Raw genomic sequence first — 12,460 nt, forward strand, 5'->3', positions numbered from 1 at the left:
TCAGATACTTTTTAAAAGATTAATTAATTTTTCATTCTCTTCACGGTTTCCCACATTGATTCTGATACATCCGGAAATTGCAGGATCTCTTCTGCTGGTTAAAATCTCTTCTTCAAGCATTTTTCCATATACATTGTCCACGTTTTCCAATCTGATCAGAAAGAAATTAGCATCTGTGGAAAAAACTTTTGAAATGCATTTTATTTCTTTAAACTGCTCCTGCAGCCATGTTCTTTCTTCCAGAATATTTCTTACATTGTCCTGAAGCCTGTTTTCATCATCCAACGTCTTCAAAATCAGTTCCTGGCTTAATACATTTACGTTATATGGTGCTTTCACTGTATTGATCAGCCTGATAATTTCTTCGGATGCATAAGCCATTCCTACCCTTGCACCAGCAATTCCCCATGCTTTAGAAAAGGTTTGAAGTACAATTAAGTTGGAATACTGATCTAAAAGCTCAATACTTGATTTTTTCCCAGAGAATTCGATATAAGCTTCATCCACCACCACAATTCCATTGAAATTCTGAAGGTAAAATTCAATATCATCAACACTGTTTCCTGTAGGATTATTAGGAGAGCATAAAAAGAAAATTTTAAGTGATGGATCTTCTGCTGCTTTTAAAAAATTATCTTTTATGATCTCAAAGTTTTCATCAAGGTCGACTTTCAAAACTTTATTCTCATTGATGGTTGCATAGAAAGCATACATCGCAAAGGACGGATTCATCATCAGAATGGCATCTTTTTTAGGCTCACAGAAGATTTTAATGATAAGGTCTATCAGCTCGTCACTTCCGTTTCCTATGGCAATCTGTGAAGGTGAAACATTTTTAAGACCCGAAAGCCTGTTTTTAAGCTTTTTCTGGGTAGAATCAGGGTAACGGTTGCATTCCCCAAAAGGGCTTTCATTAGCATCCAGCATAACAGGTGCATTAAATTCATTATGATCCCTGAAACTGATATAGGGCTGTAATTGTAATATATTTTCCCGTACTAGAGTTTTGATACTTGTATTTTTCATTGTATTACTTTTCATTTTAAAATTATTTTAAACCATTAAGATGAATTAAATTGTTAAGAATAGTGAAGAAAATATCACGTGATATTTAATAAGCTGTGAGCTGAATTCCAATCTATTGGAATCTTAACTTTTCTTAAAAGCTTCTTTTTCTTAATGGTTCAAATTATTTTTTTGGATGAACGCAAGGGCGCAAAGTCCTTTAATTCTTTAAATTTTTTAAGGCGCAAGAAAATCTAAGATTTTCAACAAGGAAATGAATTTTAATTTCTTGTTTTAATTATATATTATTCAATTTTATCTTCGATAAAATCCTTGCGTCTTAAAACATGCTCCAATTATATCCTTCTTGCGTCTTTGCGTTTTCCAACAATTATTATTTTAATCTTATGGATACTGCATTTTTGTGGGCAAACAGACCTTCTGCTTCTGCCATGAGCTCTATTGTTTTTCCTAAATTCTGAAGCCCTTCTTTTGAAAGTTGCTGGAAGGTGATTTTCTTTACAAAACTATCCAGTGAGACTCCGCTGTAATTCTTTGCATAGGCATTGGTAGGAAGCGTGTGATTGGTTCCGCTGGCATAGTCTCCGGCACTTTCACAGGAGTAATTTCCAAGGAAAACAGAACCTGCATTCTGAATCTCGGGAATATATTTTTCAAAATCATCAATGGCCAGAATAAGATGTTCAGGAGCATAAAGATTACTGAATTCAAGAGCTTCTTCCAAAGTGTTCACCAAAATAAAAGAGCTGTTTTCCAAAGCCTGACCTGCAAATTCATTTCTAGGCAACTCTTTGATCTGTTGTTCAACAGCACTGATTGTTTCATTAAAAACTTTAAGATCAGTCGTCATAAAAACAACCTGACTGTCACTACCATGTTCTGCCTGAGAAAGAAGATCTGCAGCACAGAATTCAGGAATGGCCTGTTCATCTGCTATGACAAGAACTTCACTCGGTCCGGCAGGCATATCAATGGCAACTCCAAAACGTTGGGCATATTCTTTAGCAGCAACCACAAACTGATTTCCGGGACCGAAAATTTTATAAACTGCAGGAATACTTTCTGTTCCTAAAGTCATAGCTGCTACAGCTTGTGCTCCTCCTGTTTTAAATATTTTTGAAACTCCGCAAAGCTTTGCAGCATATAGAATTGCAGGATTAATATTTCCGTTTTTATCCGGTGGTGTACACAGAAGAATTTCTTTACAACCTGCCAGGTTAGCAGGAACAGCAAGCATCAGCACCGTAGAAAATAATGGCGCAGTTCCTCCGGGAATATAGATTCCCACTCTTTCTACAGCACGATTCTCGCGCCAGCAAACAACTCCCTGTGTAGTTTCAATTTTTTGAACTTCCTGTTTTTGAGAAGCGTGAAACGTTGAAATATTCTCTTTTGCCTGTTGAATTGCCTGTTTCAATTCATCTTTTATCTGCATTTCTGCCTCCTGAATTTCAGCATCGGAAACTTTTATACTTTGGGTTTCTGCTTTATCAAACTTTCTGTTGAACTCTATTAAAGCTTTGTCTCCATTTTTTTCAACTTCTGCGAATATTTCTGTAATCAGACCTGAAATCTCTTTCTGCTCCAAAACAGGACGCTTTACCAGGTCTTTCCAGTTGTCTTTTGTGGGAAATCTATATATATTCATTGTATCATTTTTAATTTTAGCAAGCTATTAAATTGTTGATTTTTAATTGTTTTTTACGCAAAGGCGCAAAGTTTGTTTAATCCTAAGTGTATTTTAAGGCGCAAGAAAATCTAAGATTTTCAACAAGTATGTGAGTATGGCTTTGCGCCTTACAACAGTCTTAATTTTTATTCTTTTACGTCTTTGCGTTGACCAACATTTTAAATAACCATTTTATCAATGGGAATAATTAAAATATCCTGCGCTCCGTTGTCTTTCAATTCATCAATCACTTCCCAGAAACGCTCTTCATCAATAACAGAATGAATACTGCTCCAGCCTTCTTCTGCCAGAGGAATAACGGTAGGACTTTTCAAAACCGGAAGAACTTCCGATACTTTCTGAATTTTTTCATTGGGAACATTCATCAGAATATATTTTGAATTTTTTGCTTTCAAAACAGCTTTGATCCTGAATACAAATTTTTCCAGAATCACTTCTTTTTCAGCTGACAATTGAGGTGTTTGAGCCAAAACAGCTTCTGATTTAAGCAAAGTAACCGTTTCGCGCAATCCGTTTTTAAATAAGGTACTTCCGGAGCTTACAATATCACATATTCCATCTGCCAAACCAATATTAGGCGCTATTTCTACGGAACCCGAAATGACGTGAATATCTGAAGTAATTCCTTTTTTTTCTAAAAAGTTTTTGAGGGTATTAGGATAGGAAGTGGCAATTTTTTTACCTTGGAAATAAGAGATTTCATCAGTTTCCACCTCTTTGGGAACAGCCAATGAAACACGGCATTTTGAAAACCCAAGTTTCTGGATCGTTCTGATATTTTTCCCTTTTTCAATCAGGAGATTTTCACCCAGAATAGCAACATCTACCACTCCATCTTCCAGGTATTGTGGGATGTCTGAATTCCGAAGGTACATGATTTCCATCGGAAAGTTATCAACTGAAACTTTGAGCTGGTCTTTCCCGTTGTTGACGAAGATTCCGCAGTCTTTGAGAAGCTGTAGAGATTCTTCGTAAAGCCGGCCGCTTTTTTGGATTGCAATTTTTAATTTACTCATTTTGCCTTTTTTGAGGTCCGAGCAAATAAAAACTGATCTGTTGAAATTTCTGAAGAGAATTCAGGAAACAAAAAAACCGTCTATTTACTCAGACGGTTTTTAATTATTTTTGATTTCAGCATATACTTATATCAATCAATTCCGCCTAACAGAGATGATGATAATAATGATGTAATGCTAAAAAAGCTGGTTTCATTGTATGAATTATGATGCAAATGTAAGATTTATTTTTAAAATGCAAAGTTTTTTCAGATCAATTTTTGATAAAAATTCATCAGCTGTTTTGCAATGGGTTCGTCATTAAACTTCTGAACAAACTCAAAACCCTTTTCCTCACGGCGTTTTCTCTCAGATTCATTTTCCCAGAGAAATTGTATTTTAGCGCGGATATCAAGATCGTTATCCGGATTGATATATACTGAGTCTTTCCCTCCTGCTTCAGGCAGACAGCTTGTATTGCTTGTAATCACAACGGTTTTAGAAAAAAGGGCTTCTATCACAGGAATTCCGAAGCCTTCGAAGAAACTCGGATAGATAAAAATATCTGCCAGTTTATAGATTGCCGCCAGTTCATCTATAGAAACTCCCTCCAGAAATAGAACCTGCTTTTCCATCTTATTTTTTTTAAGAAAGTTTTCTATTTTCCGGTAATATTTGGTTTTTCTTCCCACTACAACCAGTGGAATTTCCGTACTCTTGATTGCTTTTACAACATTCAAAAGGTTTTTACGCTCTTCAATAGTTCCTACATTGAGAATAAATCTTTCAGGAAGCTTATATTTTTCTTTTGCAGCCTGCATCACTTCTGGAGACTGCTGTTCTTTATAAGCGTGGTGGCATCCCTGATAAATGACTTCAATCTTAGATTCAGGAACTTTTAAATACTGGATAATATCTCTTTTGGTCTGTTCTGAAATCGCGATAATCTTATCAGCCATATCAGCTGCTTTTTTAAATTTCCAAAAGTGAATTCTTCTGTCAAAAAAAGAGTAATACTGCGGATATCTTACAAAGATCAGATCATGAATGGTAACCACTTTTTTAATAGATTTTGGATCCCATTTTAAAGGAAGTTCACCGGATAAACCATGGAAAATGTCTGCACCCTGTTTCTGGGCATCTTTACCCATTTTCAGCTGGCGTGAAAAGTTTCCTTTTGAAGTTTCAATAAACTGAACATTCGGTCGCTCCAGAATCTCTTTTCCCCGTTCCGACTTGTTTTTGTTGAGTAACAGATATTCATTATCCGGCTCATACTCAGAAAGTATTCTTACCAGATCTCTTGAGTAATTTCCCAGTCCAGATGTATTGTGGAAAAAACGTTTTGCATCAAAAGCAATCTTCATCGTTGTATCTGTTTTTGAAATTCCTGAAATGTTCCGAATGTATGGCCTTTCAGTTTTAGCCAGCCTACAAACGAATCAAATCTTTCCACCATTTCTTTTCCGGAGTTTTTTATCGTAAATCCAGGAAGTTTAAATGCTTCATCTTTGATCTCTGCAAATTCCCATGGATGGAAATAAACATTAAGATACTTATCCTTTTTCAAGGTATCTGAAGCCAGTTTCCTGTACAAAAACAAAGGAAAATTGTGGAAGCTTAACCAAAATAAAGGAATTCTGAAGTTAGGTGAAACAGAAGCCGGAATCTGAGTTACATTTCCTTCTTTAAAGTAAGTTCTGGATACTTTTAAATTATTATATCTTCCCGGTAAAAATGTAGGATTGATGGATGAATTGTATGAATACCCTGCCCTCTCAACTTCTTTTTCATCTACGGGCATCATTCTCGGCATTCTTAATCCGGTTACTCTGGTAGAAAATAATTCTTCCAGTTTTTCTCTTGATTCTTTGAGGTGCTTGTCTTCAAATTCTGAATGAAACCAAGTGTGAGAAGCCAGTTCATGACCTTCGCTCAATAGTCTTTCAATAAGATATTTGCTGTTTTCTGCAAAAACTACGGTAGAAAAGAAAGTAGCTTTTGCGTTATGTTTTTTAAGGATATCGAGTATTCTCTCTAATCCTGTTTGTGAAATTGAAATCTGCTTTTCAAAGGGAATTTCACCCTTATATTCTAATGGCATATCAAATTCTTCAATATCAAAACTCAATAAAACCATTCTAAAAATTTTTGTTTTTAATAATATAATTAGGTCTGTCTTTCACCTGTTTAAATATTTTCCCTAAATAAATCCCCATGATTCCGAGGATGATTAGCTGAAGTCCTCCGAAGAAAACAATGGTCATAATCAATGATGCCCAACCAGAGATCTCTGTTTTTGCAATGAAGGAATGAACCACATAAGCACCATATCCGATTACCGAAAGTGCTGAGAATAAAAAGCCCAGATAAGCCGCCAAATACAATGGTTTCACACTGAACGCTGTGATTCCCGTAAAGGCAAAGGTGAACATTTTTTTAAGATTGTAGCTGCTTTTTCCTGAAAGTCTTTCTGCAGCGGTAAAATCAATTCCAATCTGTTTAAAGCCCATCCAGCTCGTCAGTCCTCTGAGAAATAAGTCATCTTCATTAAAGTTTCTCATGACATCAACTGCCCTTGCATCCAGTAATCTGAAATCTGAGCCGCCTCCTTTCGTCAAATTAACGTCTGAAAGACTGGATAAAAGCTTGTAAAATAAATCTGATGTTTTTCTTTTAAAAAAGGATATTTCCTTAGGATAAGTCCTGAAAGTAAAAACTACATCATAGCCTTCTTCCCATTTCTGAATCATTTCCGGAATAAGCTCCGGAGGATGCTGAAGGTCTCCATCCATCGAAATGACTGCATTTCCCTGAGCATTGTCCATTCCTGCTTTCACAGCGGGCTGATGACCAAAATTTCTCGAAAACTCAATGAATTTCACTTGGTCATATTGGCTGGAAAGTTCTTCTAATTTTTGCTGGGTATTGTCTCTGCTTCCGTCATTTACAAATATGATTTCAAAGTCGTAATTGTGTAAGCCATCAAAAACTTCTTTAATTTTCTGATGGATCATCGCGACATTTCCTTCTTCGTTATAGGCTGGAATTACAATTGAAATTTTCTTCATATTTATTAATTCAGGCTGTAATTTTTTTCAAAATCTTTAGTCAGAAGTTCATAAGTTACTCTCAACCAGATTACAATACAAGGTACAGCTTTTAATGAATATTTGATGATATAGTTTTCTTTTACAAATTTTGGGAATAGATCCGAAGTTGAAAAACAAGTGAAAATAATGACAAAAACCAACAGTCCAATAATCAACGGTGTTCTTTCTTTCTGAAGGAAAAACCATATCAGTACTCCTACAACTGCAATAATATAAGTTGGAGATTCTGAACTGGAACTGAACAATACTAAAAACAGTAAGGTTGAAGCCAGAATCATCAATTGGAAAGCATAGTGTTTGTATTGTTTAATTCTGATATAAGGTAAAGCAAAAAGCGGTAATCCACCTGCTAAAAACACAAGGTTGGAAATGGATGCATCTCCTAAAACTCTTCTTACAAAGCCCATCAACGAAATGTCCTGCATATTTCCTAATACCTGATTTTCACTGTTCTTTTCTACAATAGACTGAAACCAGTCCGAATAACATTGAATAACAAACTGCGGGCTTGAATATGCCATCGGAAGCACGAAAAATAAAACTGCAATGGCAACTCCTGAAAGAATAAATTTGGTTTTGTTTTTAATAAAGAAAAACTGTGTCAATCCTACAATTCCGTAGATTTTCACAAATATTCCTATTAAAATTGCGGTTACAGACTTTACTTCTTTTCTTTCGTAAATATAGACTGCGGATAACAGCAAAAGGCCTGTCAATGCTACATTAAACTGCAAACTTAAAGCTGCTGTAATATATTCCTGAAGGCAAAGCAGTCCGAAAATTGCTTTTTTACTGTCTGAAAACGGCAGTTTATAAATACCGTAGATAAAGATAAAAGTATTGGCAACATTCCAAAGTGAGATTCCCAGCCAATCCGGCATCATGGCAAACGGAGCAATTAATGCACTGAAAAATACGCCATAATGGTTTAAATCAAAATAAAGATCTGGATAATGGATAAATAAGTTTTTCTGATGAATGGTATTAAAGAATACATTTTTAAAAATCAGATAATTATTAATCGCATAATCTCCTCTCAGGTATTTGGAAATTGCTGTAACAACCGATATAATAAGATAAACCCCAAATATATATTTAGGGTTTAATAGTATTTTAAGAAATTTTTCTTTCAAGATTGTGGTATTAGCTTACAATATTAATCTTATACTGCTACATTATTATCTCTCAATGCATCATTCAGAGATGTTTTCTTGTCTGTAGATTCTTTTCTCTGACCAATGATCAATGCACATGGAACCTGATATTCTCCAGCTGGATATTGCTTTGTATAGCTTCCAGGGATTACTACTGAACGTGCAGGAACTCTTCCTTTGATTTCAATAGGAGCATCTCCTGTAACATCAATAATTTTTGTAGAAGCTGTCAATACTACGTTTGCACCCAATACTGCTTCTTTTTCTACATGAACTCCTTCTACAACAATACATCTTGAACCGATAAAACAGTCATCTTCAATGATTACCGGAGCAGCCTGTAACGGCTCCAATACTCCACCGATACCAACACCACCACTCAGGTGAACATTTTTACCGATCTGTGCACAGCTTCCTACAGTCGCCCATGTATCTACCATTGTTCCGGAATCTACATAAGCACCAATATTTACATAAGAAGGCATCAAAATCACTCCAGGAGCAATATAAGCACCTTCTCTAGCAATCGCATGTGGTACAACTCTCACCCCTTTTTCAGCATAATTTCTCTTTAAAGGCATTTTGTCATGAAATTCAAACGGACCTACTTCAATAGTTTCCATTTTCTGGATCGGGAAATACATTACCACTGCTTTTTTCACCCATTCATTTACCTGCCATCCGTTTTCAGTAGGCTCTGCTGTACGAAGTTCACCTTTATCAACCAAAGAAATAACCTCTCTAATCGCCTTTTGGCTGTCTTCATTCTGCAATAAATCTCTGTTGTCCCAGATATTTTCAATAGTTTGTTGTAACGACATGTTTCTTATTTAAATTAGTTTGAAAAATTATACCGGCCAAAGATACAAAAAAGTTCAGCAAAACGGTTTTTAACATTATGCTTTTAATAAAGGCTCAGCATACGCTTAACCCTATTTTTATAGGCCAGGTAGATTTGTCCGTGCTCTTTCATCAAATACTCTTCTTCAAGCCGTATCTGAATCTGCATCAAAATACTTCCCATCAAAAAGAAAGTCAAGGCAATTACAGTTGGAATAACAAGAAAAAAACCAATAAGACTTATTGTCATTCCCAGAAAGATAGGGTTTCTGGAAAATCTGAATAATCCTTGGGTTATCAATTCTGTTTTTGTTGTATTATCAATCCCGATCCGCCAGGAGTTTTTCATCTGAATCTGAGCTGTGATGACCCAAATCAAAGCCTCAATCATTAAAATAAATCCAACACACTGAAAAACAGCTTGATTAAGAAATGAAATTTTAAAAACGGATAAAATATGTGGAAAAATTGAAAAAAGCATTACATAGATAAACAATGTAAAGAGTATCAGTTTAAAATAAAATCCTACAAGCCCATATGCAGAATCGTCTCTGGGGAGCACATTAGGGTTTTTACCAATCTGTTTTGCGACTCTGTAACTGATCCCGATAAAGGAAATGGCAAAGAAAAGAATGAAGTATAAAGGAATAAAGAATCTGGTGAAATCTGTCATACGGAATAGTTTTGGACAAATTTCCGGAGTTTCAGAATGCAATGCTATTGCAATGACAGGAACTTCATTGGGTTTGCAGAAATTCCCCTCCTTTGGAGGGGTGGCGAAAATTCAAAGAATTTTTGACGGGGTGGTTAAAGAATATAATTATATAAATTTTGGCTAAAGCCAGTTGATTGTTTCATTTTTTACTGAACGGGCTAAAGCCCGTTCCTATTGAATTACAAATAATAATCTCCAATTATAAACTCCATTGTTCTGGCAATATGTTTTTCCTGAGTAATCCCCTGCGAATATGGGATATTATGGCCGGTATTGTATTTTGTCAGATATGCCTGATTAATTTCTTCAGTAAGTTCGTTGATGTCATCAGGAATGACAGCTTGTATAGAATAAATAGCTTCGCCACATTGAATTTCTCCTGCTGAATTTTCTAAAAAGGCAATATACCAGCTTCTTTCAGCAAGTCCCCAGGATCTGGCAAATACTCTGTTCCGGACAACAACCATCCATATTTCGAGAAACTCAGGTCTTTGCTGTCCCGCTTTTATTCCAATGATGTTATTGGTTTTGATATAATGCAATGCATTGTCTTTATTCATTCTGTAAGTTTTTGGTAAAACTAGAATAAGAAAACAGGAATAAAAACTTTTTTATGTACAGGGTAAGAAATAGAATGCAGATGAATCTTTTTCTGATGTTGATAAGATTTTTAAAGCATCATTTTACTGAGAGCGGAATGGAGACAGTCTTTATAGCTTTTGGCTACCGCAATTTTTAATTCACCACATATGAGGTGATTGTCTTCAAAAGATTCTATATTGGTAAGATTGACGATGTATGAATTGTGAACCCGCATAAATTCGTCCGGAAGACTTTCAATGAGGTCTTTAAGTGTTTTGTAATAAATATATCTTTTATGATCTATGGTATGAACTTCTACATAATTCCCGAGTCCTTTGATAACATTAATATCTTTAAAGAAAAGCTTGATCAGCTTTTTATCTGTTTTAATGAAGGCAAATGTCCGGTTTTCTATCATGTTGAAAGATATTTACAGAACTCTTTGGGCATGCAGGTATGCCTTATTCCAGTATTTTTCGTTCAGGGATGAAATCATCACTCCTTTTGAGGTAGAGGCATGGATGAACTTCACTTCTCCGTCAGGGCCAATATCATGTACAATTCCTACATGAGAGACTCTGCTTCCTCCTGCTGTTGCAAAAAATAAAAGATCACCAGGTTTTACTTCTTTGATATCAATATTTTTTCCGGCTTCAGCCTGATCAGAAGATCTTCTTGGAAGGTTGAAATCATTTTCCTCAAACACTTTTACGGTAAATCCGGAACAGTCAAATCCTGATGATGTATTTCCTCCGAATTTATAAGGAGTTCCGATGTATTTTTCAGCATCTTTCAGAACATCATTGATTGATCTGGATACACTTCCGTCAAATTTTGAATCCAGTTTTCTGAGATTTTCAGACTTGGCAACAGTTTTCGTATTTGACTTTTTACTGCCGGAAGCACTTTTCGATGATCCGCAGGAAACTACAAAAGCAGATGCAATCAGTAAAACAGACCACTGCTTTATTCTCATTTTTTGTTCAAATAATCCCAATCCCATATTCATCTGATTTATACTTGATTAAGTAATTCTTCAACAAATATACATTTTATATTTTAATTATAATATAACTATACTACAACTATATAATAAATATATGTTAAAATTTTGTTTTCAGGTATTTATTGGTATATTTGATTTCTATTTAGAAGATATGGCAACCTATGAAAGTCTCATCAAGATTACAGGCGCTGTAGGCGACCTGGTATTTTATAATCTGAACGGTAAGAATGTGGTTCGGAAGAAAAGCGGGTTCAATAAAGCTGCTTTTAAAAAGAGTCCGTCGTATGAGAAAGTACGGCAGAACAGTTCGGAATTCGGGCACTGCTCCAAAATCGGAAAGATTATCAGAAATACGCTGGAGCTATACATCAAAGAATCAGGTGATCCCCTCCTCTACCAGAAATTCGCAAAGGTTATGACAATGATCAAAGATCTGGATAGGGTTTCCGAAAAGGGAAAACGAACGGTTGAAAATGGGTTAAAGACTGAAGAAGGAAGAAAGTTTTTGAGAGAATTTCAGATGGGTACGATCCCTAATGTTTTGGATTGTATCAGAATTCAGGATCAGCTCCTCTATAAAAATGATGAATGTATCGTTGATAAAGCTGTAATCATCACTATAAAGTTAGATTCGGAAAATTACAGCACAGAATATGCTGAAGAAGTAATCAGCTGGAAGCAGCAACAGGAAGGTACTTTTAAAAAGTATTTTTCAGAAAATGATCTTCTCCTTTATTTTATGGTTCTGAAGAATGATCACGATGAGATTACCCATATGGGATTTGTTTAAATAAAAAAAGTCTGCAGAATCTGCAGACTTTCTTGTTTTATTTCTTCTCTCCTTTCCAGCTTCCTGACTGTGCTGGTATTGGAAGTGCGTTGGACCAGTTTCCGTTTCCTTTTTTTTCCGTTGTTAACGTTCCCTTGAAATCTCCTTGTGAAGGAAGTCCCACTCTTGCGTTAAGATCTCCCGATTCACTTAAATTTCCGGTAATGCTGTAATTTTCATTATTAACATCGGAATGCATTGTTCCTACTACTTTACCACCCTCATCTACCACGAAGTTCCAAACTCCTTTATCATTTCCTTCATAAGAACCTGACCATGTTCCTACATAATCATAGATGGTATCATCATTAGAGCTGCAGCCGATAAATAAAAACGCCGTTAATAAAAGTAAAAAAAGTTTCTTCATAGTTTCAGTAGTTTTATAACCTAAAATCCTGTTATTCCCGATGTACTTCCTTTTAAAAATTCCGTCACAGAGAATAGTGCTTAATATTTATTATTTTTTTGTTCCGTGCAAATCTACTAATTTTTTCATTCAAATTATCTGAA

General features: G+C 35.4%; 14 protein-coding genes. 1 reads left to right on the forward strand and 13 read right to left on the reverse strand.

The window, feature by feature from the left end:
- The 12 genes from hisC to GFU89_RS04160 form a co-directional block, all read right to left on the reverse strand.
- A complete protein-coding gene (gene hisC / locus GFU89_RS04105; RefSeq protein ID WP_318845935.1) occupies positions 1 to 1,041 on the reverse strand; it encodes a histidinol-phosphate transaminase in 1,041 nt (346 codons plus the stop codon).
- Between the two features lie 358 nt (positions 1,042 to 1,399).
- Positions 1,400 to 2,674 (reverse strand): histidinol dehydrogenase, encoded by a 1,275-nt coding sequence (gene hisD, locus GFU89_RS04110; protein WP_318845936.1) that lies wholly within the window; start codon positions 2,672 to 2,674, stop codon positions 1,400 to 1,402.
- 200 nt (positions 2,675 to 2,874) lie between these two features.
- Positions 2,875 to 3,732 (reverse strand): ATP phosphoribosyltransferase, encoded by an 858-nt coding sequence (hisG, locus tag GFU89_RS04115; protein WP_318845937.1) that lies wholly within the window; start codon positions 3,730 to 3,732, stop codon positions 2,875 to 2,877.
- A 248-nt stretch (positions 3,733 to 3,980) separates the two neighbouring features.
- A complete protein-coding gene (locus tag GFU89_RS04120; RefSeq protein ID WP_318845938.1) occupies positions 3,981 to 5,078 on the reverse strand; it encodes a glycosyltransferase family 1 protein in 1,098 nt (365 codons plus the stop codon).
- On the reverse strand, positions 5,075 to 5,851 hold the full coding sequence (locus tag GFU89_RS04125) for a polysaccharide deacetylase family protein (RefSeq protein WP_318845939.1): 777 nt from the start codon (positions 5,849 to 5,851) through the stop codon (positions 5,075 to 5,077). Before GFU89_RS04125 ends, GFU89_RS04120 begins: the two co-directional genes overlap by 4 nt.
- A gap of 1 nt (position 5,852) precedes the next feature.
- Positions 5,853 to 6,782, reverse strand: coding sequence for a glycosyltransferase family 2 protein (locus GFU89_RS04130; protein ID WP_318845940.1), 930 nt, complete (start codon positions 6,780 to 6,782; stop codon positions 5,853 to 5,855).
- Between the two features lie 5 nt (positions 6,783 to 6,787).
- Entirely contained in the window at positions 6,788 to 7,957 is a 1,170-nt protein-coding gene (locus GFU89_RS04135) for a glycosyltransferase family 87 protein (RefSeq protein WP_318845941.1), read from the reverse strand.
- Positions 7,958 to 7,986: 29 nt separating this feature from the next.
- A complete protein-coding gene (locus tag GFU89_RS04140) occupies positions 7,987 to 8,799 on the reverse strand; it encodes a 2,3,4,5-tetrahydropyridine-2,6-dicarboxylate N-succinyltransferase (protein WP_318845942.1) in 813 nt (270 codons plus the stop codon).
- An 83-nt stretch (positions 8,800 to 8,882) separates the two neighbouring features.
- Positions 8,883 to 9,491: an isoprenylcysteine carboxylmethyltransferase family protein gene (locus GFU89_RS04145; protein ID WP_318845943.1), complete on the reverse strand. Its 609-nt coding sequence runs from the start codon at positions 9,489 to 9,491 to the stop codon at positions 8,883 to 8,885.
- 221 nt (positions 9,492 to 9,712) lie between these two features.
- On the reverse strand, positions 9,713 to 10,093 hold the full coding sequence (locus GFU89_RS04150) for a DUF2255 family protein (protein ID WP_318845944.1): 381 nt from the start codon (positions 10,091 to 10,093) through the stop codon (positions 9,713 to 9,715).
- 110 nt (positions 10,094 to 10,203) lie between these two features.
- Positions 10,204 to 10,533, reverse strand: a complete 330-nt coding sequence (locus GFU89_RS04155) for a LytTR family DNA-binding domain-containing protein (protein WP_318845945.1) — start codon at positions 10,531 to 10,533, stop codon at positions 10,204 to 10,206.
- A 12-nt stretch (positions 10,534 to 10,545) separates the two neighbouring features.
- Positions 10,546 to 11,118 carry a C40 family peptidase gene (locus GFU89_RS04160; RefSeq protein WP_318845946.1) on the reverse strand — a complete coding sequence of 191 codons (573 nt, stop codon included), beginning with the start codon at positions 11,116 to 11,118 and terminating at the stop codon, positions 10,546 to 10,548.
- A 97-nt stretch (positions 11,119 to 11,215) separates the two neighbouring features.
- Here GFU89_RS04160 and GFU89_RS04165 point away from each other — a divergent pair, with 97 nt between their 5' ends.
- Positions 11,216 to 11,911, forward strand: a complete 696-nt coding sequence (locus GFU89_RS04165) for a hypothetical protein (RefSeq protein WP_318845947.1) — start codon at positions 11,216 to 11,218, stop codon at positions 11,909 to 11,911.
- Between the two features lie 37 nt (positions 11,912 to 11,948).
- Here the strand turns inward: GFU89_RS04165 and GFU89_RS04170 are convergent, their stop codons facing one another.
- Positions 11,949 to 12,317 carry a hypothetical protein gene (locus GFU89_RS04170; protein WP_318845948.1) on the reverse strand — a complete coding sequence of 123 codons (369 nt, stop codon included), beginning with the start codon at positions 12,315 to 12,317 and terminating at the stop codon, positions 11,949 to 11,951.
- Positions 12,318 to 12,460 lie beyond the last annotated feature (143 nt).

The sequence above is a fragment of the Chryseobacterium sp. JV558 genome (assembly GCF_033712365.1).
In the GTDB taxonomy this organism is placed as follows: Bacteria; Bacteroidota; Bacteroidia; order Flavobacteriales; family Weeksellaceae; genus Chryseobacterium.

Coding starts and splice junctions, on each gene's coding strand:
- GFU89_RS04155 (WP_318845945.1), bottom strand. CDS start 10,533: ATGATAGAAAACCGGACATTTGCCTTCATTAAAACAGATAAAAAGCTG.
- hisD (WP_318845936.1), bottom strand. CDS start 2,674: ATGAATATATATAGATTTCCCACAAAAGACAACTGGAAAGACCTGGTA.
- hisC (WP_318845935.1), bottom strand. CDS start 1,041: ATGAAAAGTAATACAATGAAAAATACAAGTATCAAAACTCTAGTACGG.
- GFU89_RS04140 (WP_318845942.1), bottom strand. CDS start 8,799: ATGTCGTTACAACAAACTATTGAAAATATCTGGGACAACAGAGATTTA.
- GFU89_RS04120 (WP_318845938.1), bottom strand. CDS start 5,078: ATGAAGATTGCTTTTGATGCAAAACGTTTTTTCCACAATACATCTGGA.
- GFU89_RS04150 (WP_318845944.1), bottom strand. CDS start 10,093: ATGAATAAAGACAATGCATTGCATTATATCAAAACCAATAACATCATT.
- GFU89_RS04170 (WP_318845948.1), bottom strand. CDS start 12,317: ATGAAGAAACTTTTTTTACTTTTATTAACGGCGTTTTTATTTATCGGC.
- GFU89_RS04160 (WP_318845946.1), bottom strand. CDS start 11,118: ATGGGATTGGGATTATTTGAACAAAAAATGAGAATAAAGCAGTGGTCT.
- GFU89_RS04125 (WP_318845939.1), bottom strand. CDS start 5,851: ATGGTTTTATTGAGTTTTGATATTGAAGAATTTGATATGCCATTAGAA.
- GFU89_RS04165 (WP_318845947.1), top strand. CDS start 11,216: ATGTTAAAATTTTGTTTTCAGGTATTTATTGGTATATTTGATTTCTAT.
- GFU89_RS04145 (WP_318845943.1), bottom strand. CDS start 9,491: ATGACAGATTTCACCAGATTCTTTATTCCTTTATACTTCATTCTTTTC.
- GFU89_RS04130 (WP_318845940.1), bottom strand. CDS start 6,782: ATGAAGAAAATTTCAATTGTAATTCCAGCCTATAACGAAGAAGGAAAT.
- hisG (WP_318845937.1), bottom strand. CDS start 3,732: ATGAGTAAATTAAAAATTGCAATCCAAAAAAGCGGCCGGCTTTACGAA.